Consider the following 25,127-nt stretch of genomic DNA (forward strand, 5'->3'; position numbering starts at 1 on the left):
GGAAGCTGGAAGGAACGGTGCAAGAAGACTCAAAGAAAATACTGATTTTAGGCGGGAGTGGTTTCATTGGAAACGCGCTCTACAGGGAATTGTGTAATTACTACGACACCTATGGCACCTATTTCTCCTCCAGAAACGGGTATGCCTCCAACAAGCAGTTCTTCCCCTATGATATGCAGGAAGACGACGTGTTCCAGCTCCTGGAAAAGATACGCCCCAACATCGTGATCTCCGCATTGAGAGGGGATTTCCCGGCCCAGATCCAGGCACATGAACACCTGGTAGAATACGTGTCGAAGCACTCCTGCAGGCTGTACTTCCTCTCTTCGGCTAATGTCTTTGACGCTTACAGCAAATTCCCTTCCTATGAATACGACAAGACTCTCTCTGAAAGTATCTACGGCAGGCTAAAGATCAAGATTGAGAATATGTTGCTGAGGCTGCCAAAGAAGAAAGCCTGTATCCTGAGGCTTCCCATGGTCTTCGGCAATACATCCCCCCGCATCCGGGAAATGAAACAGGCCATCTGGAACAACGAACCCATCGAGGTCTTCCCGAACCTTATCGTAAACGTGACCAATGACGACAAGCTCAGTCAGCAGGTGCACTACCTCATCAACCGCAACAAATCGGGGATCTATCACCTGGGGAGTACAGATCTCGTCCACCACGAGGACTTCCTGAGGGATATCATAGACAGGGTGGGGTCCTTTAACCCCATCTTCAAAAGGGTCTTTACGACCAACGAGGAACGCTATCTGGCGGTACTCCCCAAAGACAACCTCCTGCCTAAAAACCTGCAGTTCACCTGCCAGGAGATCATCGACCACCACGTGATGGGGTAAGTCGGCCCTAAATGCATCGATGACGGAAGCATTTTTACCCGTATCTTTAAGGAAGAACCGCGATCAGGCAGGAAGCTTGTAGGTCACAATATGTAATTAAAAATCAAATCCATGGAAAAGCTAAGTCATTCAGAAATCGAAAAAAGACTCCAGGCGCTAGAGGGCTGGGAATTCAATGACAATGCCATAGAAACGTCTTTCGAATTCAAAGATTTCAAAGAGGCCTTTACGGTGATGACCCGGATCGCCTTTGAATGCGAGGCCCAGAATCACCATCCGGACTGGAGTAACGTCTATAATTCCCTGAACATACGTTTGAATACGCACGATGCAGGAGGGGTCACGGAGCGGGATTTCAAGCTCGCGAAGACCATTGAGAACATTATTGAAAGCGAATAGAGAAGGGCTCTGAACCCTCTTGTAGGCGATCTAAAATTTATTAAATTTGCCCCGATTTTACACCCTGTTTACCTATGGGAAGAGCATTTGAATTCCGGAAGGCGCGAAAAATGAAACGCTGGTCGGCCATGTCCAAGGCCTTTACCCGTATTGGGAAAGACATCGTCATGGCGGTCAAAGAAGGAGGACCCGATCCGGATGCGAATTCACGACTGAGGGCGGTGATCCAGAATGCCAAATCGGTCAACATGCCCAAGGACAATATCGAAAGGGCGATCAAACGGGCCTCCGATAAGTCCCAGGGGGATTACAAGGAAGTGCTCTTCGAAGGCTATGCCCCTCATGGGATAGCCATTCTCATTGAAACGGCTACGGACAACAACACTCGCACCGTGGCAAACATCCGCAGCTATTTCAACAAATGCAACGGAAGCCTCGGCACCTCCGGTTCCGTGGAATTCATGTTCGACCACACCTGTCATTTTAGGATCGATCCGGGAAACCTGGATCCTGAGGAACTGGAGCTCGACCTGATCGACTTCGGGGCAGAGGAGATCTTTGAGGATGAGGATGGCATCATGATCTATGCCCCTTTCGAAAGTTTTGGAGCCATCCAGAAAGAACTGGAAGCCAGGGAAATTGAGATCCTTTCTTCCGGTTTTGAACGCATCCCCCAGGTCACTAAGGAACTCACTCCGGAAGAAGCGGAGGATGTGGAAAAACTCCTGGAAAAGATCGAGGAGGATGACGACGTGCAGAACGTCTACCACACGATGCAGGAGATGTAGTCTCACTGCTGATTCTGTCTGGTCTTCGGGAGGAACAGTCCGCAACTTTTTATAGACTTTTTCTTACTTTTTTTGCTCCTGCTGACAAATATCATTGCACAGGGTCCGTGCCCATTCTACCTTTATGCTACACGGAATTCTTAGAGGGTTCCATGTATTCATCCCTAAATCCGGAAATCATGAGAAATTCAGCAAATGCCTTCCTTCTTGGAGCATTCCTGGCAATTTTTCTCGCATTTTCCTGCGATAACACATCAGGTGAGGACCCCAACCTGGTGAAGGAAGGATTTTTTGACATAAGTGAACTGGCCGGAAACTGGGAAGCCACCCAAGCACAATTTAGCGTAAGCACCGTATCTGTAGATATCGTAGAAGACGGGGGGAGGGTAACTATGACGGTTCAAACGAGTGGCGGATTTACCCTGACCCTAAATCCTGTAGATAGACCTGCCTACACGGTGAGTGGTGAGATGTTCTGGGAAAAATGGGAAGGCACCTACTATTTTGCAATCGTGTGGGATGACTACCCCGACGATTGGGATACCTATGGACATACCTGGGACGGGGCCACCTTAACCCTGAACGGAGGGGCAGATACAGGGGAATACGATTTTGACAATGACGGGGTTGCAGAATCCTGTACTCTGCATTTCGACTTCGTTCGCATTTGAGCCCCTGGCGTCCGGGATCTTCCCTATCAGATTGCGGAAGATTCGCTCTTGTATTTTGAGATCAGGCACCATTACCTCAACCGGGAATACGGGCCCGGAGGTTTGAAGAGTTATCCCGTCTGGGAGAGTAATCAAATCCCATGAATCAGGGAATCCATATAAGTGAAAAAGTGTTTTAATCATTTATAGCATATACGAACTTTAAAGAATAGGAATCATGAGAAAATTGACAAGAGTATTATTTAGTGTACTACTGGTCTTATTTGTCGCATTCTCATGTGGCAAAGAAGATCCTGCAGATGACCTTATCAAGGAAGGTGATTTTAATATCAGTGAATTGACCGGAAGTTGGGAAGCAACATCAGCCGTTTTTAATGATGGGGTAAGCCAAAGTGTAGAGATCATAGGTGAAGGGGGTTCTTTGACTATGACCGTACAAAGTAATGGCAGGTTCAGTCTGACCATCAGTCCTGCTGAACGAACACCGTATACAGTAAGTGGAGAATTCTTTTGGGAAAAATGGGAAGGGAAATATTACCTGGCCATTATATGGGATAAATATCCCGATGATTGGGATACCTATGGGTCTACACTTACAGACACCACTTTTACACTATCCGGTGGGTTCGAATCTGGGGAATACGATTTTGACAATGACGGCACTTTTGAAATTTGCGGTATCAGTATTGCATTTGTAAGAATTTAAGTGTATTCCGGGATCTTGCCGACAACCCCTCTGTAAAAGTCCCGGAATTTCTCCATGTCGCTTTCCTTGTCATCCGTAGGTGTTACAGGCGCCGAGATGAGCACTCTTTTTTTACCGAAATCAAGGGCGACCATCACCACGGGTACTCCGGCCTGTTTTGCGATATAGTAGAATCCCGTTCTCCATTTTTCGACCTTCTTTCTGGTCCCTTCCGGCGAGAGAGCCAGGCGAAAAACCTCCCGTCCTTTAAATATTTCCACGGTGGAAGCCACCGTATCATGGTTCTTCGTACGATCGATGGGGGTACCACCAAGCCTTCGGAAAATCCAACCGAAAGGCGGCTTGAACAAGGTGTGTTTTCCGATGAAATGGACCTTTTTCCCAACAATACTCCTCACGAGCAGTCCGATGAGAAAATCAACCCAGCTGGTATGGGGGGCCACGATCACGACGCATTTGGACACCTCCGGGAACTGGCCCACAAGTTTCCACCCCAACAGACGGCAATAAATAAAGGAACTGATTGTTCGCATAGCGTTCTTTCGTTTCAGCCGGGATCCGACCGTGATCTTATCTCAAAGTATAAATGACCTGTTCTTACTCACTTCGTTAAAAAACGATCATATTTCGCGGAAGATCTTTCTGAGTGTATCCGGATGAACCCGCTCTTTCCATGAAGGTCCCAGGGCGTTTTCCCATAAGGGTTTCATACTGAGGGAAACAGAGACCATGGTATCCATTTCGGATTCGGACAGGTTCCTGCAAATCCCTTTTGGCAGGATGATCCCGTGTTTCTTCATCATTTTTTTGAAAAGGGCAACCCCTTCGGGATAATATTCCTCCAGGTGCTGGAAGACCAGGCAATTCCCGATGCCGTGCTTAACTCCCAAGACGTAGGACAGGCCATAGCTGAGCGCGTGGGCCACCCCTACCTGTGAATAGGCGATACTCATGCCCCCATGCCACGATGCCATCATGAGCTTGTCTCTGGATTCTACCGGAGTCAGATCCCCCAGGAACACTTCCTTGCAAAGATCCAAAGCCTTCTCCCCATAGCTCTGGCTAAAGGCATTCAGGAAGGTGCCGTTAAGGGATTCCACACAGTGTATATAGCAGTCCATTCCCGTATAGAACCACTGATCTTTGGGAACACCTATGGTTAGATCAGGATCCAGGATAACCTGGTCGAACGTAGTGTAATCCGAGTTGATCCCCAATTTCTTACTGGGCCCGAGCAAAACGGCCGTACGGGAGACCTCCGCACCTGTCCCGCTGATGGTCGGGATGCCTGCGTGGTATATGCCCGGTTTCTCGATCAGGTCCCATCCCTGGTATTGTTTTGCGCTTCCTTTGTTGGTGAGCAAAAGGGCAACCGCCTTGGCAAGATCCAGCAAGGTGCCTCCTCCTATCCCGACAATGCCGGAAGGAAGCTCCGAGAACTGTTCCCTGATCAGAGCGACCAGTGCATCTACCTGATCCGTCTTGGGCTCTTCGTCTGCTGAAACAAAAATGATCTTGTCATTGAACATTACTGGCACGCGAGCCACTAACTCATTCCTTTCGAAGACCTCATCGATGAGAAAGATGACGGGTGCCTCTGCATTCCGCCTTACAGGTAAAAGAATATCGCCCAATTGATCAAAACTTCCCCTGCCAAAGACCACCCGGGGTACCATGGGGAAATTCCTGTAGCCGGTCTTCCTGCCTGCATTCGATTTGCTCACCGCTATGTTTTTCTTAACGTCCATAAATAGCTAGAGATATTGTAAAAGTTCCTTGATACCGTTCACGGTAAGATGGTTGTTTTCATGCGAATCCGGGTCTACTTCCTCGTGGGCCCAGGTGGTGTGGAAGGGCACGTGTACCGCCTTAGCTCCCAGGGCCAGGATTGGCAATATATCCGATTTGAGAGAATTGCCAACCATCAGGAATTCCTCTATATCTATCTCCAGATGGTCCAACAGGTTCTTGTAATTCAATTCTTTTTTATCACTGAGTACCTCCACATGGTGGAAATACCTTGACAGCCCGGAGCGTTCCAATTTCCTTTCCTGGTCCAGGAGATCTCCCTTGGTTAGCACAATGAGCCTGTACTTTTCAGATAGAGTCCGGAGTACCTCTTCCACATCATCCAATAATTCCACCGGGTGGGCGATCATCCTTTTACCCAGATCCAGGATCTTGGATAAGGTTGTCTGAGAAACCTTGTTATTTGATAGGTCCAGGGCCGACTCGATCATGGAAAGCGTAAAGCTTTTGATCCCGTACCCGTAAAGATCCAGGTTGTTGATCTCGGTCCGGAAAAGTTCCTGGTCGATCTTATTCTTGGTCTCGTAGTGTTCCAGGAGGGAAGTAAACTCTTCCTCTGCTTCCCTGAAATAGGTCTCATTTACCCAGAGAGTGTCATCGGCGTCGAAACCGATCACCCTGATCTTGCTGAAATCTACTTCCATGCTGCTTTTGCTTTTTCGAGGTCCTCCGGGGTGTCGATCTCTATTCCCGTTACGTGGGTCTCAACCATTTTGATCTTTTTGCCGTATTCCAGGTACCTGATGGCCTCTATCTTTTCTGCGGCCTCCAGGGGAAGCATGGGGAGTTGTTTAAAATCCAATACAGCCTGCTTCCTGAAGGCGTATACTCCCTTGTGTTTATAATAGGCCGGGGAGATGTCGACCGCCCTGGGAAACGGGATCACGGAGCGGGAAAAATAAAGGGCAAAATTGCGCTGGTCTACGATCACCTTGACCGTATTGGGGCTTTCGATATCTTCTTTCTCGGTGATCCTCGTCATAAGGGAAGCAAGGTCGATCTCCCTATTAGGGTCCTGCCTGAAGACCTCGATAAGTCCTGAGAGGCTTTCCCTGTCCGTAAATGGTTCATCGCCCTGTACATTGACAACGATGTCTATATCCATATTCCGCACCGCCTCGGCGATCCTGTCACTTCCCGTTTCGTGTTCTTCCACGCTCATCAGGGCCTTTCCCCCGCACTCCTGTATCGTCTCGAATATGAGTCGGCTGTCAGTCACTACATACACTTCGTCAAAGAGTTCAGTTGCCACGGCAGCCTCATAGGTCCGCACGATCACCGGTTTACCGGCCAAATCCTGCATGAGTTTCCCGGGGAATCGGGAAGCCGCGTATCTCGCAGGGATCATGGCTATAATCTTCATAGTTTGCTCAGGGATAAATTATTTGTTACTCAGTCTCGGGCGTAATTTTCTGTAGATGACAAATATAAAGATCAACAGGAGGATTACAAGGACAGAAGCTATCACGGGGGCCAGGATGGAAACTATGGAAAAAAGAAGGGCCGTAAAGGTCTCGATAAAAGCTATGACCGGATTTCCTATCCCGGCAGTAGTAGTGGTCGAGGTAAGCCTTCCCGTAGCAGAGGCCCCTTTGATGGCGGCAGCAGTCCCACCCCCTGCGATGATAGCCAGGGACCAGGTGACCACAGGGTCCAAATCTGCGATGGTGGCAACCATAACCGCCGTTCCCGCCAGGGTGGCCAGCGGCAGGGCAATACTGTCCAATAAGTTATCCACAAAGGGGATAAAGTAGGCGAATACCTCTACAAGGGTCGCAACTCCAAGGGTGATAATCGCCGGAAGGCTTCCGATCCACAACCAGTTCTCGTTGAGCTCCCAGATCCCGAAATAAGAGGCCAGGCTTAGGGCGAACAAAGGCAGGAATACCCGGAATCCCACCGAAGCGGCCAGTCCTATTCCCAAAAAGATACTGATCATGGTCTCTGAGGTCATCTGTGATCTGTCTTTCCCTCTAAAATTAAAGTATTCTCAGTTGAGAAAAAAATCATCCTTGAATCCTATCAAATACAATCTTTCCCGGGCCCGGGTCACGGCTGTATACAACCAGCGGAAATACTCCCTGTCCGGTCCGCCGGGCAGGTAAGGCTGTTCTACAAAGACGGTATGCCATTGTCCTCCCTGCGATTTGTGACAGGTGATCGCATAGGAGAATTTCACCTGGAGCGCATTGAAGAAAGGGTTGTTCTTCACCGCGAGGAATTTTTTGTATTTGGAGGTTTCCTGGGCGTAATCCTTCATGACCTCCTGGTATAGCCTGTTCCCGTCCTCGTAGGAAAGCGATGGTGTTTCAGCGGTCAGGGTATCCAGCAGCAGAACGGTCTCGAAAGGCTTCTGGTCCGGGTAGTCAGTCATTCTCACCTTTACCTCTGCGAACCGAAAGCCGTAAAGATCCTTAAAGGCAAAGATCTCCAGTACTTCAATGATATCTCCGTTGGCGATGAAGCCCGCAGCCGATTTAGGGTTGAGCCAGAAATAGTTGTTCTTGACCACCATCAGGTAGTCTCCCGGGGCCAGATCGTGTTCGAGGAAGAGGATGCGCTTCCTGATATTTTCATTGTACAGGTTGGCCCGTTTATTGGATCTCACGATAAGGGCGGTCTCCTCCTTACCCTGGGATGCATAGGCGTCCTCAATAGCGTCCTGAATGGCATACCCGTCTACCAGGCGAATGATGTCGGTAAAGGGGTGAAGGCGGAACTGAAACTGGTCATATACTTCAAGATCGAGTTCATCCCTCAACCGGGTGGCATTGGCCAAAATACCGGAATCCTGTACCTGCCGGACCACCTCATCGAGCTCTATAGAGGTCACTTCCTTCGCATAGCGGTTTTGCAGCTGCCCTTCGTCCAGAGCGGGGCTGAGGAAGAGTTTAACAGGGGGCAGCTGGGCCGTATCCCCTATGAGGATCAATTTGCACTGATGCCCTGAATACACAAACTGTATGAGATCGTCCAGGAGGGATCCGTTCTCAAGGAGCTTACTGTCTGCGGGAGTATCAGGGATCATGGAGGCCTCGTCCACGATAAAAACCGTGTTCCTGTGCTTGTTCGGGGCCAGGACGAACTGTATCCCCCCTCCCCTTTGCTTCCTTGGAAAATAAATCTTCCTGTGTATGGTGAAAGCCTGCGTTTTGGCATAACTCGACATGACCTTGGCCGCCCTTCCCGTTGGGGCCATAAGCACGGACTTGATCTTGGTATTCCAGAGATTGGTGACCAGATCCCCTACAATGGTGGTCTTTCCGGTACCGGCATATCCCTTGAGCAGGAATACCCTGTCCGCATTCTTGTCCATCAAAAATTCCGAGAGGAGTTGAAGGGTGATATCCTGTTTGGTAGTGGGTGTATGAGGAAATTTCTCCCTGAGCAATGCGTAAAAAGAAGACGGGGTGGTCGTCGCCATAGGAGCCCAAAGATAACGAGGATTTTCTAGGTCAAACCCTTTTGCGATTAAAAAAAAATTGTAGTTTTGTTGGAACCGCTAAATCTAACTAACATCAGTTCTAATGAAAACCATTATACAGATAGTACTTTGGATCGTATGTATTGCTTTAGGATTTTTAATTTACAAATCTGTTACCGGACCCATTGAGTTTAAAAAGGTAAAAGAACAGCGTTTTGCAAGGGTCATTTCTGTAATGAAGGACATCCGCAATTCACAGGAAGCCTATAAAACGGTAAACGGTAAATTTGCCAGTGATTTCCAAAGTCTTATCGCCTTCGTGGACACTGGAAAATACACTATAACCCAGCAGAGGGATTCCTCTTATATGGAATTCGACAAGAATTACGGAATAGACCTGCTCAAGGAAATCACCATTATCGATACCCTGGGATTTATTCCCGTAAAGGATTCTATTTTCAAAGGAGACAACCGCTATAAAACTATGATGAATATACCCTATGCACAGAGCGGGGAAACCTTCGAAATGAAGGCAGATATCGTAGAAAAAAGCGGGTATAAGGCCCCTGTTTTTGAAGTGAAGGTCAAAAAGGATATCATCCTATACGACCAACCCAAAGATCTGCTGGCCAGGGAGAATGCGCAGGTAAGTGTTGAAGAAGTTAATGGTCCCGAAATCAAAGTTGGTTCCCTTACCGAGGTGAGTACCAATGGAAACTGGCCCCCTATTTATGACAAAAAAGGAGACCAATAAGGAACCTGGGGAAGATCTCATTCTGGAAGATTACTATCACTTGTCCATTCAGGTCAGTCTGAATGGACTTTCTTTTTGCATCCTGGACTCCATCGGAAAAAAGATCGTGCGGGCCGAGTCCCGCAGGTTCAGTTCCAGACTCAATCCCTTTGATGCGCAAAAGGAGCTCAAAGCCTTTATCAAATCCTCGGGAGTCACTGATTACGCATTTTCTGAGGTGGTGGTAGTTCACAGGAATGACCTGTATAGCCTGGTCCCCAAGGTCCTTTTCGATCCCGGAGAATTACCCAACTATCTCAAGTACAATGCCAAGATCCTGGCCAATGACCTCCTGGAATACGATGAGATCCCTTCCTTCGACCTCGTGAACGTATATGTCCCCTTTGTCAATATCAACAACACCATATACGACTTTTTCGGAGATTTTGAATTCAAACACCACAGCAGCGTCCTGATAGAATCCCTGCTGGCAAGCACTTCCGGAAGTAACGAAACGGTCTGTTTCGCCCATGTCACCCCGGAAGAGCTGGACCTTATCGTCCTCAAACAAAAGAAACTGGTGTTTTTTAACAACTTTTCATGCCATACCCCTGAGGACTTTCTCTATTATCTCCTGTTCACCATGGAGCAATTGCAACTCGATACGGGCGAGACCAAGTTGAGGGTTTTTGGTTCTATTGAAGAAGGGGATCCCCTTTTTGATCTGTGCCAGGAATATATACAGCACCTTTCGCTTTATATACCAGACCTGCCGAAAGACATTTCTTCTGACGGACCCGATCTGCAGGACCATTACCTGGAAATAAACGCCTTTTAAATGAGGATCATCTCAGGCACCCATAAAGGCAGGCGGATCACTCCTCCCAGGAACCTGCCCGTCCGGCCTACGACCGACATGGCCAAGGAGGCCTTGTTCAACATCCTGGGCAATCGGCTCTACTTTGAGGAAACGAAGATCCTGGATCTCTTTGCAGGTACCGGCAATATCAGCTTCGAATTCGCCTCCAGGGGAAGCAGGGAAATCACCAGTATAGACCAGCACCCGGGTTGCGTAAAGTTCATCAATGAAAAGGCAGCAGAATGGGGGCTTCCCATCAGGGCCCGGCGAATGGATGTCTTTAAGTACCTTGAAACGACCTCCGGAAAATACGACCTTATTCTGGCTGACCCCCCCTACGGTATCTCCCTGGAGGATTTCCAGAAGATCCACTCGCAGGTCTTTGAAAGAGGACTCCTGGCCCCGGGAGGAATACTGATCATTGAACACTCCAAACAGACGGATCTGTCCCACCTGGAGAACGCGACAGAGATCAGACAATACGGCAATAGCAGATTCAGCTTTTTTGAGGAGAAAAAAGAATGAGCAGATCATAAGCCGGATTCTGTTCCCTGAGAAGGGCCCTTATCATTTATCTGGATGAACGGTTACCCGCACATTCTATCCGCCTACCCTTCAGCTCGGACGTGCCGCCCTCAGTCGCTGATTTACATGGCGTTTCACCGCATAGAGTTTACCTGATTTCACTACAGCATTACCTGTACTTGCTTTCTGTTGCACTTGTCCTTTCCCGCCGAAACGGGAAGACGGGCGTTACCCGCTATGCTGCACTACGGTGTCCGGACTTTCCTCCCCCCGTTTATACCGGGGAGCGATAAGGTGATCTGCTCGGTACAAAGATACGCCAATTGTTGATAAAAATTCGGGAATCCCGTTGAAAAGGAAGGTCGTAACCGATCCCTATCTTTATATTTGTAAGAAGAGGTTTTCCCAAATCGAAATTGTTTTCTTTTCATGGAACCATTCATTGTTTCTGCCCGTAAATACAGACCCCAGGCATTTGTCGATGTCGTTGGGCAGGAAGCTATTACCAATACCCTCACCAACGCCATAGAGAACGACCACCTAGCTCAGGCCCTTCTTTTCTGTGGGCCGAGGGGAGTTGGAAAGACCACCTGTGCGAGGATCCTTGCCAAACAGATCAACCGTGACGGGACTGAAAAGGAGGATGAGGACTTTGCGTTCAACATCTTTGAACTGGACGCGGCCTCCAACAACTCCGTAGACGATATAAGAAACCTCATAGACCAGGTGCGTATCCCACCCCAGGTAGGCAAGTACAAGGTATACATCATTGACGAGGTACACATGCTGTCCCAGTCGGCCTTCAACGCCTTTCTGAAGACCCTCGAGGAGCCTCCCAGACATGCCATTTTTATCCTGGCCACGACGGAAAAGCACAAGATCATCCCTACGATCCTATCCCGATGTCAGATCTTTGACTTTAAACGGATCACCGTGGGTGATGCGGCGAATTACCTGAAATACATAGCGGAACAGCAGGGAATTAAGGCCGAAGAGGACGCCCTGCACATCATTGCCCAGAAGGCGGATGGCGCCCTTAGGGATGCCCTTTCCATCTTCGACCGGGTGGTCAGCTTCTCGGGAAAGGAACTGACCAGAAAGGCCGTTACCGAAAATCTAAACGTACTGGATTACGACACCTATTTTGAGGTTACGGATCTGATCCTGGAAAATGATATTCCGAATTTGCTTTTGTTGTTCAACCGTATCCTGGCACAGGGATTCGAGGGACATCACTTTGTCATCGGTCTTGCCTCCCATTTCAGGGACCTTATGGTATGCAGGCATAAGGAAACGGTCGCATTACTGGAAGTCGGAGATAATGCCAAACGGCTGTATTTGGAGCAGGCCAAGAAGACCTCTCAGGAATTCCTCCTCCAGGCCCTTGAGATCACCAATGAGACCGACCTCCAGTACAAGAGCAGTAAAAACAGTCGCCTGCTGGTGGAACTGACCCTGATGAAACTGGCATCTCTTACCTTCAAAGGTGAAAAAAAAAATCCTGAAGGCAGCCACAACCACCTGATCCCCCTGGTCGATCTTATACCTGCGTCTTATTTTCACAAGACTGGTAATGGAACTTCAGTAAATCCCTATCCTGCCGAAACCCGGACGAAAGAAGAGTTTCCTGCAGCATCTGAAGTTCGTTATGTGCCTCAGGATTCAGTACCTGAAACGGAAGATGAGGATGAATTGCTGGAAGAGGCACTTCCGGAGCCCACCTCAACGACCGTCAGGGAATCACCCCCGAGGATCCAGATCAATACTCCGGCAAAGAGGGTCTCAGGCCTTTCTCTGTCGAGTATTCAGGCCAAAAAGAAACACGAATTGAACAAGATCGAGGTCACCTATGACGAGGATGACCTGCCACGGGAACCGGTGAGCCAGGAGGCGCTGAGAAAACACTGGAACCTCTACATACAAAAGATGGACGATGCCGGTAAAAAGATCCTCGCAAGCAACCTGAATGCAGACCTTCCGGTGATCGAAGAGAATACCATTTCCATCACCTTGCCAAACGATACCATGAAAAAGGAAGTGGAAAGGGAGCAGTCTGCCCTTTTGAATTACCTTAAAAGCGCCCTTAACAACCACTACCTGGAACTGTCGATCGTTGTCAATGAGGAGACCATGAGGAAATACGCCTTTACTCCACAGGAGAAATACGAAAAACTACGGGAAAAGAACCCTGCGATCGATCTCCTCAGAAAGACCTTTGACCTGGATCTGTAACCCTCCCTTTATAAAGTCCTAACCGCCTCCTAACGAAGGGTCTCCCCATATTTTTCCTATTTTTGAAATGAATGTAAATTCATTACCTCATGCTCGGACTTAAACTGCCCACGGATCCCAGATGGGTGAATATCGTTGAAATGAATATCGATGAGATCCTGACCGATCACGCCTATTGTGAACAAAAGGCGGCGAGTACGGCCATATCCCTGATCGTGACCTTTCCCGAATATCCCGAACTTGTCAATGAGATGATCGCCCTGTCACGGGAAGAAATGGGACATTTCAAGATGGTTCACGAAAGGATCCTGGCCAGGGGACAGACCCTGGGGAAATACCGGAAGGACGAATACGTGATCGCCCTCCAGAAATTCTTTCCCAAAGGCGGCTCCCGGACCGAACAATTGGTGCACCGCTTGCTTTATGCTGCCCTGATAGAAGCCCGCAGTTGTGAACGGTTCAGGTTGCTTTCCGAAGAGTTGAAGGACCGCGATCTGGCTGAATTCTACCGCTCCCTTATGGAAAGCGAGGCTAGCCACTACACCCTCTTCCTGAAATTCGCCAGGAAATACGGCAATCGGGAAGAAGTGGATGCCAAATGGAAGTCCCTGCTGGAATACGAGGCGACCATCGTTAAAGACCTTGGGAAAAAGGAAACGATGCATGGGTAGGCCCCTATACCTCTCTGAGACGATAGGTCCATAGCATGCTGAGCATCAGCATCCCCATAAAAAAGAAAAGGAGTATCTCATAGCTGAACCATTCCGCGATAAAACCTATCCCGGCAGTGAGGAGGGTAAAACATCCGATAAGGGTGTTGGATAAGGCAATGTACAAGGGCCTTTCTTCTTCCGGTGCAAAGTCGGTCAGATAGGTCTTCCTGCTCAGCCGGGCTCCCCCATGGGCCATCATATTCAGCAGGATCAGGGGGGCGAAGAGATACAGACTCTGAGATCCCGGTGAGAGATACATAAATCCCAGAACCAGGCTACAATTGACAATCCCAAACAGGGCAATACCCAACATCAATTTGCGGGAAGACCGGTCGGCAAACCTCCCCCAAAACGGACTGGAGACCATGGCTGCGATCCCTGAGGCAATCACGAAGATCCCAAGGCCCGAAAATTCTGCCCGGGTAGTCTCCCTCCCTATGATGACAAAAAAAGGCTGGGCAAGGGGAATGGCCATCAGGAAGGCCCTGGCGAGCACAAAATTCCGCAGATTGGCATCCTTTTTCAAATATTTAATCCCCGCCGTGAATTCCTGCATAGGTGTTCGGCCTCCGCCGGTGGCACCCGGTCCCTCTTTGATCATCGAAAAGAATACACCTGCCAGGATCCAGAGTGCCGCTGCACTTCCCACCAGCAGGAGGATAACACTCATGGGTTCCCAGGATTGCAGGTAAAAGTACAGGGCCAACCCGAAGAGCAGGGTAAGGACACCCCCGCCTGTGGCCCTCCAGGCGAGCAGACGGCCTCTTTTCCCTTTGGGAATGGTCTTCCCCATCACGTCCTTAAATGCCACAGATGAAACACCACTGGCGATGCTGAAGAGCAACAACAGGAACACGACGGCAACACCGGCGGGAAATCCGTCCAGCCACCTAAGTGCCAACCCCATCAGGATCACCATAAGTGCCTGTAGGAAAGCTGGGATCGCCCAAAAGAATTTGCGTATGGGATATTTGCGTATTGCGCCGGACACCATGAGTTGAGGGAGCAGGCTGCCCAAATTCTTCAGGGGCACCAACATGCCCGAAAGGCCGGTACCACTTCCTACCAGGGAAAGGATCCAGGGAAGGGTCACACTCGGACTCACCAATTGCTCGGCCAGTTTGGAGCAGAATCCACTGCAGGCGTTTTTGAGGAAATTGCCGGGGACCTCCTTACAGTACTCCTCCTCTATGGGCTCGCAGCTCCGCAACTCCACTTCTAGGTTGAGCCAGGTGGCCAGCTGTTTGGACATCACTCCACGGTTGAGGGTCTGGGGTCCTTTTTCTTTTCGATCAGTTTGTCCGCAAAGTAATCATACATGGCGAACTGTGACCTCAGTTTTGTTTTGCTGTTCCTGACGTAACGGTTGTTCTGATTGCGGTTGAAACGGCGGGCCTTTACATTGTCACGCCATGAGATCTCAAAGGTATCGATGAGTTCCTGCCGGATCTCAGGGTCGTAGATAGGACACCCCACCTCTACCCTGTTCTCGATGTTGCGCGTCATCCAGTCTGCAGATGAGATATAGACCTTAGGATCGCCCCCATTTGCGAAGATAAAGAGCCTGGGGTGTTCCAGAAACTTATCCACTATGCTGATCGCCTCTATGTTCTCACTCATCCCCTTAATACCCGGTATCAGGCAACAAATACCCCTGACAATCATCTTGATCTTTACCCCTGCCCTGCTGGCCTCATAGAGCTTGTCTACCATGTCATAGGAAGTAAGGCTGTTCATCTTGATCTTGATATAGGCCTCCTTACCCTTTTTCACGTTCTCGATCTCCTGTTCGATCAGGCTTTTGAAAACACTTCGGGTATAATGAGGGGATACGATCAGGTGTTTGTATTTGTTGATCTTATAGCTCGTATCAAAAAATTCGAAGACCAGATTCAATTCCTTCAGGATCTTCTCGTTAGCAGTAAAAAGGGTATAATCCGTATAGATCCTCCCCGTGGTCTCATTGAAATTTCCCGTGCTGATCAATCCATAACGCCTCATGCGGTCTTCCTCTTCCCTCTCGATCATGCAGATCTTGCTGTGTACCTTTAATCCCGGCACCCCAAAGATCAATTTCACCCCTTCTTCCTGCAGCTGTTCTGCGTACCGGATGTTGGCTGTCTCGTCAAAACGGGCCCGGAGTTCGATCTGTACGGTGACCTGCTTCCCGTTCTTGGCGGCATTGATCAGGGAGGCTACCACCTGAGAATTGTCAGCAAGTCGGTACAAGGTGATCTTGATGGACCTTACCTTGGGATCCAGGGCCGCTTCCCTCAGGAATCGGATGATATAGGAGAATTTGTGATAGGGTACGTACTGGAGGTAGTCCTTTCTGCGGATCTGGTCCAGGAAGCTACCCTCCGGGTCGATCCCCCTGATCGGCAATGGTTTGATCTTTTCGTACATCAGCTCTTCCTTACCCAGGCTGGGGAAGGACATATAATCCCTCCTGTTGTGATACCTTCCACCCGGGATAACACTGTCCGTATCCGTGATCCCCATTTTTTCCTGAAGGAATCTCAAAGTGTCTTTCCCGATGCTCTTGTCATATACAAAACGTACAGGATCACTGATCTTCCTGTTGTCCACACTCGATGAGATCTTCTCTATGAAACTTTTACTGAGATCATTGTCAATATCGAGTTCCGCATCCCTTGTGATCTTGATCATATGTGCCGTGATGGAAGAATAATCGAACATGGAGAAGATACTGTCGAGACAATATCGGATAAGATCGTCGAGAATAATGATGTAGTGGTTATCCCCCTGCCTGGGCAGAACGACAAAGCGATCGATGCCTTTGGGAATCTCTATCAGAGCGAATCTCACATCCTGTTCCTTTCCACCAGACGGGGTCCTGTGATCCGAAGTCAACACCATACGGATGGCCAGGTAGGCTGCAGTGTCCTTTAACATCGGGAATGAGGCCAGGTCATTGAGGATGATCGTCATCAACTGCGGACTCACCTTTTCCAGGAAATAGGTTTTTAGAAATTCGGACTGTTCCGGGGTTACCTCTTCCTCATTGATCAGGTGGATGTTCTCCCCCTCCAGTTCCCGCTCGATGTCTTTGTGGATCTCCAGGCTTCGTGTCTGCTGTTCGATCACGATCTTGGTGATCTCCTCCAGCAGGTCTTTGGCCACCTCCCCACCCAGGACGCTTTTACCCGACTTTCCGGCTTCTGCGATCCGCTTCACAGTGGCATAACGCACCTTGAAGAATTCATCCAGGTTATTGGAAAAGATCCCAAGGAACCGGAGTCTTTCAATAAGGGGAACGGATGGGTCCGCGCTTTCCTGCAGCACCCTGTCATTGAAATTCAACCAGCTTATTTCCCGGTTGACGTACTGATTCTTGTTCTTGATCATAAACCGAGTGCTTTGGGTATCAAAAATCGCTCTGTTTTGCCTTTCCGCACCTCATGCCATCCCTTGATATCAAAGGAAATATGTACCAGTCCGGTTGTGGGCACGTTGTCTATGCCGCGGTCTCCAAGTGCATTGGCAACTTCCGTAAAGGCGTGGTTATGGCCAAAGATCATGACCTTATCCTCGGTGTCAGGGAGATCCGCAATGAAGTCGATCAAAGCATCCCCTGAGAACACGTACAACCTTTCGGCCAGGGAGAACTTATGGTATGGGACCTTGAGTTTGCGCAAAAAGACCGTACAGGTGTGCAGGGCTCGGATGGCCGGACTGGAATAGACCGCATCGGGCGTAAAGGAAGAGGAGGCGAAATGACTGGAGACCTTATGGGCATCCTGTATGCCCCTTTCAAGTAAAGGCCTGTCCCTGTCCTCCACTCCGAATTCCCAGGACGACTTGCCGTGTCTGACCAATATGAGATGTTTCATTTCTTTTCATTTTACCACGACACACGGAAATGCATGCCACAGTGGGTTTATTGCCTCAGGGTGCCAGCCTTTCCATCTTCCAGTTATAATCTTCTTGCAGCGTATACCTCAATCGGTCGTGTAGCCTGTTGGGTCTTCCCTGCCAGAATTCAATACTGATGGGCCTTACGAGGTATCCTCCCCAGTACTCCGGACGGGGGATCTCCTTCTGCTCGTACTCCTTTTCCAAATCCTTAAGTTTTTCTTCCAGGACCTCTCGGGATGGAATGACCTCGCTCTGATTCGATACGATGGCTCCTAATTTACTCCCTGTGGGCCTTGATTCAAAATATCCGTCAGACATATTCCCGGGGATCTTTTCGGCCTTGCCTTTGATGATCACCTGCCGCTCCATTCCCGGCCAGAAGAAGGAGAGGCACACCCGGGGGTCTCCGGCAATCGATTTTCCTTTCTCACTCTGGTAGTTCGAGTAAAAGATGAAGCCCTCATACGTAAAGCGTTTCAGGAGAACCACCCGACCTTTTGGGTACCCGTCAAGTCCATTGGTAGTGACGGTCATCGCGTTGGGTTCGTCAGTGGTACCCGACCTTTCGATCTCGTGGAACCACTTTTGGAACAGCTCCATGGGATTGTCGGAAACTTCCCCCTCCAGCAGGGCACTCTTGGTGTACGTTTTACGGTAGTCACTCAGGTCTTTCTTCATAGCTGATCCAATCTCGGACTTTGTAACAAAGTTGGTGAAAACTTGACAAAAAGGGAAATAACAGGCACGCTTTTGAACTTAAAGCTCAAAGACCTTTCCGTCCTCGGCAAGCTCCGTGGAAGGAAATACCGGTTGAGCTTCTTTCAGGAACAGATTTTTGTCCTTGTACCGGGTGGAGAAATGGCCCAGGATCAGTTTTTTGACCCCTGCCAGCCGGGCGATCAGAGCTGCCTCTTTTGCCGTCGAATGCCCTGTTTTTGAAGCGAGAGAAGCTTCAGTGCTCAGGAACGTGGCCTCGTGGTAGAGGATATCCGCACCGGATATCCAGGATATTTTAGTCTCGTCATAGGCCGTATCGCTGCAATAGGCATAGGTTTTGGGAACCGGAGGATCAAAGGTCAGGTCTTTATTGGGGATGTTCTCCCCCTTATGGGAGAGGGCGTCCTTTCCTTTCTTAATGTTCTTAAAATACGCCTTGTCTACCTTGTACCTGCCCACTGCCTCCATATTAAGCCCCCTTTCTTTGGGTTTTTCCTCAAACAGGAATCCATTGGTATACACCCTGTGTTTTAGTGGGATCGTAGATACTTTTACTTTTTCGTCCTCGAAGATTACCTCGGAGATCGCACTGGTCAATTCGTGAAAGACCAGTTGAAAACCGGTCCAGGAATTCCCTACCCTCAGAAGGAGCAGGATGACCTCCTTGATCCTTTCAGGCCCGTACACGTGGAGCTCTTTTTCCCGCCCCAGCAACTGGAACGTAGAGATCAGGCCGGGTAATCCAAAGAAATGGTCTCCGTGGAGGTGAGAAATGAAGATATGGTTGATCCTTGAAAATTTAACCTTGTGCCTGCGCAATTGCACCTGAGTACCCTCCCCGCAGTCGATCAGGAAGATATGGTCCCTGATCTCCAGTATCTGTGAGGTTGGATGGCCCTTCATGCTAGGCGTGGCCGCATGGCAGCCCATGATATGCAACTTCATAAAAGGGAAGGGTTAGCCGCGAGATATTCCAATACCTCTTTTTCTGAATACTCGCTTTTGAAGGTAAAAGCGTAGGGAGTTTCACCCTTGCATTCGAGATGGTACATGCGACTTTTGGCTTCTTCCAGCTCGATCTCGACATTTTGTGTATACCAACAGACCAGATGGCTTGTTTCCAAATTAGAGAACCATTCCTTGCGTCTTTTGTAGATGTCAGAATGTCCTGTCTTATAGGTAAAGTGAATGAGGTCATCCCGGGATTTCCACAAAGACATGTTTACCACTAAAGCCTTATCCCCAAAGACCTCCACAGTCCTGTTATCTTCCTCCTCCACCCAACGCCAGACAAATCCGGGACTTTCCTCCGCAAGGGCGTTTATACCAGGAATATTTTCAATAAAATCAGACATACGCGGGTCATCCAGTGGGTATTTTGCCCTGGCTACATTGATCTGTGCGAAGTAAAAAGCCATGTTTTAAAGATCCAGGTCCCGTTCAATATCTTCCATCTCAATGATATCCATGGCTTCCTGCAGGGTGGGTGCCAGGCTGATCTCGTCGGGAACGTCGTCGTAATCCACCTTGTCCGTAACGAGGACAAAGGATTTGTTCTCCTTCTTGTGTTTTCTGGAAAGATCCAGAAATTCGAGCAGGTCGTCCGAGGTAAGTCGGCTAAAGGAAAACAGGTTGACCACGATATGGTCCTTGCTGATCTTGTCGTACCCCTGATTGAGATTTTCTACGAATTTCAACAGGCTGATGTTTTCCTGGTACACTACCGTTGTATTTCCGTCCTTATCAAAGATCATGACTCAGGTATTTAGTTGTGAAGCGAGCAGGTAAATCACGGCCATACGGATGGCGACCCCATTCTCCACCTGGTGGAGGATGATAGACTGGGATGAATCGGCCACGTCACTTGTGATCTCCACGCCCCTGTTGATCGGGCCGGGGTGCATGATCACGATCTCCTTGCCGAGGCTGTCCAGCAATTCCTTGTTGATCCCGAACTGCTGGGTGTATTCCCGTGTGGTGGGGAAATAACTCATCTCCATGCGTTCGTTCTGAACCCTCAGCATGTTGGCCACGTCGCACCATAGCAGGCCTTTTCTCAGATCTGGCTCCACTTCCACCCCCAGACTTTCTATATATTTGGGGATCAGGGTCTTGGGGCCGCATACCTTTACCTGCGCCCCCTGAAGTTTGAGGGCAAAAATATTGGAAAGGGCAACCCTCGAATGCAGGATGTCCCCAACGATGATCACTTTTTTCCCGGCCACATCCCCTAACTTCTCCCTGATGGAATAGGAATCGAGCAGGGCCTGTGTAGGGTGTTCATGTGCCCCGTCACCCGCGTTGATGATGGATGCTTTTACGTGTTTGGACAGGAAGATCCCCGCCCCTGGGTTGGGGTGCCTCATCACCACCATATCTACCTTCATAGACAGTATGTTGTTAACCGTGTCTATCAGGGTTTCCCCTTTTTTCACCGAGGATTGGGAGGCCGAAAAATTGAGCACATCCGCGGATAACCTCTTCTCGGCCAGTTCGAAGCTGAGTTTGGTCCGGGTACTGTTCTCAAAAAAGATGTTGGCAATGGTAATATCTCTCAGGGAAGGGACCTTCTTGATGGACCTGTTGATCACTTCCTTGAACTGGTCTGCGGTTTCAAAAATGAGCTGGATATCCTTTTCGTTCAGATACTTTATCCCCAGTAGATGTCTTACGCTTAATGCCGGCATTTCTTATCTGTTGACTAAATAAACCACATCCTTCCCTTCGTTCTCCTTCCAGAGTACCTTCACCTTTTCCTGATTGATGGCATCCACCTGCCTGCCCCTGTAATTGGGCTGAATGGGCAAGTGCCTGCTGAACCTTCTGTCGATCAGGGTCAGCAGCTCGATCTCATCGGGCCTGCCGAACGACTGAATCGCCGTCAGGGCCGCCCTTATACTGCGCCCGGTATAAAGCACATCATCGATCAGGACCACCTTCTTTCCCTCCACTAAAAAGTCGATCTTGGTGGAACTGGCCTCCAGGGGTTTGTCTCCCCTCCTGAAATCATCCCGGAAAAAGGTGATATCCAGAAGCCCCAGTTTGATGTCCTTCACCTTGTATTCCTCCTTGAGGAGTTTTGCCAGCCGATTGGCCAGAAAGGTCCCCCTGGGCTGTATCCCGATAAGGACGGTATCCGAAAAATCAAGGTGATTTTCTAAGAGTTGGCAAGCCAGTCGATGTAAAATAATGTGGATTTCTTTTGAGGAAAGAAGTACTTTTTGACTCATGGTGTGGGCTACCAACATATTTGAAAACAAAAATAGCGAATTCTGTTCAATAAATGAGAGGCCCTGCAGACATCGTACATCCAGGTCTTTCTTTGGCCCACATGGCCAAAAAAAAGCCCCGACCGCAAGGTCAGGGCTGATTCTTATTACTCGTTCGGATATCACGCAGGACTATTTTTTCTTCTTGCCTTCCATTCTATCCTTCAGTGCCTGCAATTGCTCATTGGCATCTCCGAGTGTGGGTTTGGATTCCTCCGCCTGAGTAGCAGCTTTCTTCCTGGCCGCTTTCACGTTGCGTTGCTCCTCTTCTTTAAAGATTGCTGTATGGCTGGCCACGACCCTTTTGAATTCCTTGTTGAATTCGATGATCTTGAACATGGCCTCTTCACCCTTACCGAGCTTCTTACCATCTTCTTTCTCCATATGGCGCTGAGGTACAAAGGCAGTGATGTCCTTGTTGAATTCGATCACAGCACCTTTGTCGACGATCTCCGAGATGGAAGCTTTGTGTTCAGTTCCCAGGGCGAATTCCTCTTCGTATTTATCCCATGGGTTCTCCGTGGTCTGCTTGTGGCCGAGGCTCAGTTTGCGTCCTTCCACATCCAGTTCCAGCACCTCTACTTCCAGAGTGTCCCCTACGGTTACAAATTCTGAAGGGTGTTTGATCTTCTTGGTCCAGGAAAGGTCGGAAATGTATATGAGTCCGTCGATCCCCTCTTCCAATTCCACGAATACACCGAAATTGGTAAAATTCCTTACGATCCCTTTATGTTTGGATCCCACAGGATATTTGGAGGTAATGTCCGTCCATGGATCCGGGGTCAGTTGCTTAAGACCCAGGGACATTTTCCTGTCCTCCCGGTCGAGTGTAAGCACTACTGCCTCCAGCTCATCCCCTACCTTAACGAAATCCTGTGCGGACCTCAGGTGGGTAGACCAGGACATCTCTGATACGTGGATCAGTCCTTCAACTCCTTCGGCTACTTCCAGGAAGGCACCGTAATCAGCAATAACGACTACCTTTCCTTTAACTTTATCTCCTACCTTGATCTCATCGCCGAGTGCATCCCATGGATGTTTTTCAAGCTGCTTCAGACCTAATTGTATCCTCGACTTGTTGTCGTCGAAATCCAGGATCACGACGTTGAGTTTCTGGTCCAGATCCACTACTTCGCTTGGGTGGTTGATCCTGCTCCAGGAAAGGTCGGTGATGTGGATCAGTCCGTCTACTCCTCCAAGGTCGATAAAGACCCCGTAAGAAGTGATGTTCTTGACCACACCCTCCAGTACCTGCCCTTTTTCGAGCTGACTGATGATCTCTTTTTTCTGTTCTTCGATATCGGCCTCGATCAGGGCTTTGTGAGAAACCACGACGTTCTTGAACTCCTGGTTGATCTTCACTACCTTGAACTCCATGGTCTTACCTACATACTGGTCGTAATCCCTGATGGGTTTTACGTCTATCTGGGAACCTGGAAGGAAGGCTTCGATCCCGAAGACATCTACGATCATTCCCCCTTTGGTCCTGCATTTTACAAATCCGGTGACCACTTCTTCCTTGTCGTGGGCCGCATTGACGCGATCCCAGGCCTTGATGGTCCTGGCTTTCCTGTGAGAGAGTACCAGTTGTCCGCTTTTGTCTTCGCGAATATCAATAAGCACCTCAACCTTATCGCCCACCTTGAGTCCGGGATTATACCGGAATTCATTGAGGGAGATCACTCCCTCGGATTTGGCGTTGATGTCGATGATCGCTTCCCTGTCGGTAATGTGAGTTACAGTTCCCACAACTACCTCTTCGTCCGCTGTATCTACAAAATTCTCTTCTACCAGTTTTTCGAATTCCTCAAGTTTGGAATCCTCTACCCGTTCAATTCCCTCTTCGTATTTATCCCAGTCAAAATTCTTCAGGAATTCCTGAGGATCCTGTTTGGGGGTTTCTGTCTTTTCTGCCTGAACGGCCTCAGCTACCTGAGTTTCTTCTGTTGTTGTTTTTTCTTCAGCCATGTGCTGATTTAAATTTGTATTCCATAAACCTCCAGGAGTGGGACTTCGCCTATGGAAGATGTTAGATTTAGTTTTTACAACCCTTTTCCTCCTGAATACTAGTCAAAAAGGTGTGCAAAAGTACAACTAAATTCTCTTTTTAACAACCGATTCTTCCGTCTCAGGAAAAAATTAAAGATTTACAGGTCATCGCCCATCGATCCCCGTGCTTTTCGTATCTTTAAAGCTGCAGTTTTAACCTTTTAAAAATTTAAATACATGAGCGTAAAGGATAAATACCAGCCCGTGCTGACACTGGGAGAGAAATTAGGCGTTAAGGACGGGAATGTCACCGTAGAGGACGGGATCCTCAAGGTAAAGGGGCAGGCCAAAACCCAGTATGAGAAAAACCTTATATGGGACAAGATCAAGGAAACCCGTGCTTTTCGTATCTTTAAAGCTGCAGTTTTAACCTTTTAAAAATTTAAATACATGAGCGTAAAGGATAAATACCAGCCCGTGCTGACACTGGGAGAGAAATTAGGCGTTAAGGACGGGAATGTCACCGTAGAGGACGGGATCCTCAAGGTAAAGGGGCAGGCCAAAACCCAGTATGAGAAAAACCTTATATGGGACAAGATCAAGGAAATCGGAGGGGAGAAACCCTCAGACATCAAGGCCAATATCACCGTAGCCGATGAAAGTGTTTACCACAGGCACGTGGTTCAAAAAGGGGAATCCCTGAGCAAGATCGCCAAACATTACTACGGCGATCCTATGAAATACAAGGCCATCTTTGCCGCTAATACCGATATACTGAAAAATCCGGATCTCATCCACCCTGATCAGGTACTGGTCATCCCCAAGATCTGATGGATTCAAAAAAGAACGGCGCCCTCGGGGCGCCGTTTTCATGCTGATTGGATCCTCAATTCCGCCAGGGATAAGGCCCTTTCAAATTGTTCCTGCTGGCTCATGGAACTGTTGTCTATGACCACGGCGTCCTCCGCCTGTTTTAAAGGGGAGTGTTCCCGGTGAGAATCGAGATAATCCCTTTTCTGCACGTTCTCCAACACTTCCTCGAAACTGATAAGCGCACCCCTGTCCAGGAGTTCCTTATATCTTCGCGTGGCCCTGATATCGGGAGAGGCGGTCATAAAGATCTTTAATTCGGCATTCGGAAAGACCACGGTACCAATATCTCGCCCATCCATAACAAGGCCTTTGTTCCTGCCCATATCCTTCTGCAGGGCCACCAGTTTTTGGCGCACCTCCGCGACCACTGAGATCTGGCTGACGTAGTTCGATACCTCCAGTGTTCGGATCTCTTTTTCCACATTCTCCCCATCGAGGTAGATCTCTGAATAACCCAGATCGGGATTGTACCTGAAGTTAAGATCGATCCCGGGGAGGTCGGACAGTAAAGGTTCCTTTTCAAAGCCTTTTTCACTGATATATCCCTTTCGGAGGGCGTAGAGGGTCACCGCCCTGTACATTGCACCCGTATCCACATAGATATAACCGAGGGCCCTTGCCAGCTGCTTCGCCATAGTACTCTTCCCGGTTGAGGAGTATCCGTCTATGGCGATGGTGATCTTTTTCATGTGATAA

The 25,127-nt window shown here is 48.9% G+C and carries 28 protein-coding genes, 1 other RNA gene and 1 pseudogene; 12 read left to right on the plus strand and 18 right to left on the minus strand.

Annotated features, from left to right (window positions below; all coding sequences use genetic code 11):
- The first annotated feature begins 17 nt into the window (after positions 1–17).
- The 5 genes from GWK09_RS00240 to GWK09_RS00260 all read left to right on the plus strand — a co-directional run bounded on the left by GWK09_RS00240 (position 18) and on the right by GWK09_RS00260 (position 3,409).
- Entirely contained in the window at positions 18–845 is an 828-nt protein-coding gene (locus tag GWK09_RS00240) for a sugar nucleotide-binding protein (RefSeq protein WP_163691023.1), read from the plus strand.
- 111 nt (positions 846–956) lie between these two features.
- Positions 957–1,244 (plus strand): 4a-hydroxytetrahydrobiopterin dehydratase, encoded by a 288-nt coding sequence (locus tag GWK09_RS00245; protein ID WP_163691024.1) that lies wholly within the window; start codon positions 957–959, stop codon positions 1,242–1,244.
- 74 nt (positions 1,245–1,318) lie between these two features.
- A complete protein-coding gene (locus GWK09_RS00250; protein WP_163691025.1) occupies positions 1,319–2,032 on the plus strand; it encodes a YebC/PmpR family DNA-binding transcriptional regulator in 714 nt (237 codons plus the stop codon).
- Between the two features lie 179 nt (positions 2,033–2,211).
- Complete coding sequence (locus GWK09_RS00255) at positions 2,212–2,703, plus strand: hypothetical protein (RefSeq protein WP_163691026.1); 492 nt, start codon at positions 2,212–2,214, stop codon at positions 2,701–2,703.
- 217 nt (positions 2,704–2,920) lie between these two features.
- Complete coding sequence (locus GWK09_RS00260; protein WP_163691027.1) at positions 2,921–3,409, plus strand: hypothetical protein; 489 nt, start codon at positions 2,921–2,923, stop codon at positions 3,407–3,409.
- On the opposite strand, the gene GWK09_RS00265 is transcribed toward GWK09_RS00260, so the two are convergent.
- The 6 genes from GWK09_RS00265 to GWK09_RS00290 all read right to left on the minus strand — a co-directional run bounded on the left by GWK09_RS00265 (position 3,406) and on the right by GWK09_RS00290 (position 8,642).
- On the minus strand, positions 3,406–3,942 hold the full coding sequence (locus tag GWK09_RS00265) for a lysophospholipid acyltransferase family protein (protein WP_163691028.1): 537 nt from the start codon (positions 3,940–3,942) through the stop codon (positions 3,406–3,408). The genes GWK09_RS00260 and GWK09_RS00265 overlap by 4 nt on opposite strands.
- Before the next feature lie 87 nt (positions 3,943–4,029).
- Positions 4,030–5,157, minus strand: a complete 1,128-nt coding sequence (locus GWK09_RS00270) for an iron-containing alcohol dehydrogenase family protein (RefSeq protein ID WP_163691029.1) — start codon at positions 5,155–5,157, stop codon at positions 4,030–4,032.
- A 6-nt stretch (positions 5,158–5,163) separates the two neighbouring features.
- The gene (locus tag GWK09_RS00275) at positions 5,164–5,862 is read right to left on the minus strand and encodes an HAD family hydrolase (RefSeq protein ID WP_163691030.1); all 699 of its coding nucleotides are present in this window, start codon (positions 5,860–5,862) and stop codon (positions 5,164–5,166) included.
- A complete protein-coding gene (gene kdsB, locus GWK09_RS00280; RefSeq protein ID WP_163691031.1) occupies positions 5,853–6,581 on the minus strand; it encodes a 3-deoxy-manno-octulosonate cytidylyltransferase in 729 nt (242 codons plus the stop codon). Before kdsB ends, GWK09_RS00275 begins: the two co-directional genes overlap by 10 nt.
- Positions 6,582–6,599: 18 nt before the next feature.
- Positions 6,600–7,172, minus strand: coding sequence for a DUF4126 domain-containing protein (locus tag GWK09_RS00285; protein WP_163691032.1), 573 nt, complete (start codon positions 7,170–7,172; stop codon positions 6,600–6,602).
- Between the two features lie 36 nt (positions 7,173–7,208).
- Positions 7,209–8,642 (minus strand): ATP-dependent DNA helicase, encoded by a 1,434-nt coding sequence (locus tag GWK09_RS00290; RefSeq protein ID WP_163691033.1) that lies wholly within the window; start codon positions 8,640–8,642, stop codon positions 7,209–7,211.
- A 103-nt stretch (positions 8,643–8,745) separates the two neighbouring features.
- Between GWK09_RS00290 and GWK09_RS00295 the strand changes: the two genes are divergently transcribed.
- The 3 genes from GWK09_RS00295 to GWK09_RS00305 are packed head-to-tail and all read left to right on the plus strand — an operon-like array spanning position 8,746 to position 10,759.
- Positions 8,746–9,396, plus strand: coding sequence for a hypothetical protein (locus GWK09_RS00295; RefSeq protein WP_163691034.1), 651 nt, complete (start codon positions 8,746–8,748; stop codon positions 9,394–9,396).
- Complete coding sequence (locus GWK09_RS00300; protein WP_239530523.1) at positions 9,374–10,213, plus strand: DUF3822 family protein; 840 nt, start codon at positions 9,374–9,376, stop codon at positions 10,211–10,213. Before GWK09_RS00295 ends, GWK09_RS00300 begins: the two co-directional genes overlap by 23 nt.
- On the plus strand, positions 10,214–10,759 hold the full coding sequence (locus GWK09_RS00305; protein WP_163691036.1) for an RsmD family RNA methyltransferase: 546 nt from the start codon (positions 10,214–10,216) through the stop codon (positions 10,757–10,759).
- On the opposite strand, the gene rnpB is transcribed toward GWK09_RS00305, so the two are convergent.
- Positions 10,753–11,065: RNase P RNA component class A (gene rnpB / locus GWK09_RS00310), an RNA gene on the minus strand. The genes GWK09_RS00305 and rnpB overlap by 7 nt on opposite strands.
- A 123-nt stretch (positions 11,066–11,188) precedes the next feature.
- Between rnpB and GWK09_RS00315 the strand changes: the two genes are divergently transcribed.
- Both GWK09_RS00315 and miaE read left to right on the plus strand, forming a co-directional pair.
- Positions 11,189–12,991: a DNA polymerase III subunit gamma/tau gene (locus GWK09_RS00315; protein WP_163691037.1), complete on the plus strand. Its 1,803-nt coding sequence runs from the start codon at positions 11,189–11,191 to the stop codon at positions 12,989–12,991.
- A gap of 89 nt (positions 12,992–13,080) precedes the next feature.
- A complete protein-coding gene (miaE, locus tag GWK09_RS00320; RefSeq protein WP_163691038.1) occupies positions 13,081–13,662 on the plus strand; it encodes a tRNA-(ms[2]io[6]A)-hydroxylase in 582 nt (193 codons plus the stop codon).
- Between the two features lie 4 nt (positions 13,663–13,666).
- On the opposite strand, the gene GWK09_RS00325 is transcribed toward miaE, so the two are convergent.
- The 10 genes from GWK09_RS00325 to rpsA all read right to left on the minus strand — a co-directional run bounded on the left by GWK09_RS00325 (position 13,667) and on the right by rpsA (position 23,537).
- Positions 13,667–14,956, minus strand: coding sequence for an MFS transporter (locus tag GWK09_RS00325; RefSeq protein ID WP_163691039.1), 1,290 nt, complete (start codon positions 14,954–14,956; stop codon positions 13,667–13,669).
- Positions 14,956–17,073 carry a polyphosphate kinase 1 gene (gene ppk1 / locus GWK09_RS00330; protein WP_163691040.1) on the minus strand — a complete coding sequence of 706 codons (2,118 nt, stop codon included), beginning with the start codon at positions 17,071–17,073 and terminating at the stop codon, positions 14,956–14,958. The genes GWK09_RS00325 and ppk1 overlap by 1 nt, the downstream gene beginning before the upstream one ends.
- Positions 17,070–17,558 (minus strand): SixA phosphatase family protein, encoded by a 489-nt coding sequence (locus GWK09_RS00335; RefSeq protein WP_163691041.1) that lies wholly within the window; start codon positions 17,556–17,558, stop codon positions 17,070–17,072. The genes ppk1 and GWK09_RS00335 overlap by 4 nt, the downstream gene beginning before the upstream one ends.
- A gap of 55 nt (positions 17,559–17,613) precedes the next feature.
- A complete protein-coding gene (pdxH, locus tag GWK09_RS00340) occupies positions 17,614–18,261 on the minus strand; it encodes a pyridoxamine 5'-phosphate oxidase (protein WP_163691042.1) in 648 nt (215 codons plus the stop codon).
- Positions 18,262–18,339: 78 nt separating this feature from the next.
- Positions 18,340–19,245: a ribonuclease Z gene (locus tag GWK09_RS00345; protein WP_163691043.1), complete on the minus strand. Its 906-nt coding sequence runs from the start codon at positions 19,243–19,245 to the stop codon at positions 18,340–18,342.
- Positions 19,242–19,718: a DUF3291 domain-containing protein gene (locus GWK09_RS00350; protein WP_163691044.1), complete on the minus strand. Its 477-nt coding sequence runs from the start codon at positions 19,716–19,718 to the stop codon at positions 19,242–19,244. The genes GWK09_RS00345 and GWK09_RS00350 overlap by 4 nt, the downstream gene beginning before the upstream one ends.
- Positions 19,719–19,721: 3 nt before the next feature.
- The gene (locus GWK09_RS00355; RefSeq protein ID WP_163691045.1) at positions 19,722–20,054 is read right to left on the minus strand and encodes a ribonuclease Z; all 333 of its coding nucleotides are present in this window, start codon (positions 20,052–20,054) and stop codon (positions 19,722–19,724) included.
- A gap of 3 nt (positions 20,055–20,057) precedes the next feature.
- On the minus strand, positions 20,058–20,987 hold the full coding sequence (locus GWK09_RS00360; RefSeq protein ID WP_163691046.1) for an aspartate carbamoyltransferase catalytic subunit: 930 nt from the start codon (positions 20,985–20,987) through the stop codon (positions 20,058–20,060).
- Positions 20,988–20,990: 3 nt separating this feature from the next.
- Entirely contained in the window at positions 20,991–21,530 is a 540-nt protein-coding gene (pyrR, locus tag GWK09_RS00365; protein WP_163692454.1) for a bifunctional pyr operon transcriptional regulator/uracil phosphoribosyltransferase PyrR, read from the minus strand.
- Positions 21,531–21,701: 171 nt separating this feature from the next.
- On the minus strand, positions 21,702–23,537 hold the full coding sequence (gene rpsA, locus GWK09_RS00370; protein WP_163691047.1) for a 30S ribosomal protein S1: 1,836 nt from the start codon (positions 23,535–23,537) through the stop codon (positions 21,702–21,704).
- Positions 23,538–23,795: 258 nt separating this feature from the next.
- On the opposite strand from rpsA, the pseudogene GWK09_RS00375 reads away from it, so the two are divergent.
- Positions 23,796–23,951: pseudogene (locus GWK09_RS00375) on the plus strand (LysM peptidoglycan-binding domain-containing protein); the annotation flags it as partial.
- Positions 23,952–24,008: 57 nt separating this feature from the next.
- Positions 24,009–24,389 carry a LysM peptidoglycan-binding domain-containing protein gene (locus GWK09_RS00380; protein ID WP_163691048.1) on the plus strand — a complete coding sequence of 127 codons (381 nt, stop codon included), beginning with the start codon at positions 24,009–24,011 and terminating at the stop codon, positions 24,387–24,389.
- 38 nt (positions 24,390–24,427) lie between these two features.
- On the opposite strand, the gene cmk is transcribed toward GWK09_RS00380, so the two are convergent.
- On the minus strand, positions 24,428–25,120 hold the full coding sequence (gene cmk / locus GWK09_RS00385) for a (d)CMP kinase (RefSeq protein WP_163691049.1): 693 nt from the start codon (positions 25,118–25,120) through the stop codon (positions 24,428–24,430).
- Positions 25,121–25,127 lie beyond the last annotated feature (7 nt).

Source organism: Muriicola jejuensis, from assembly GCF_010671595.1.
GTDB classification, from domain to species: Bacteria; Bacteroidota; Bacteroidia; order Flavobacteriales; family Flavobacteriaceae; genus Muriicola; species Muriicola jejuensis.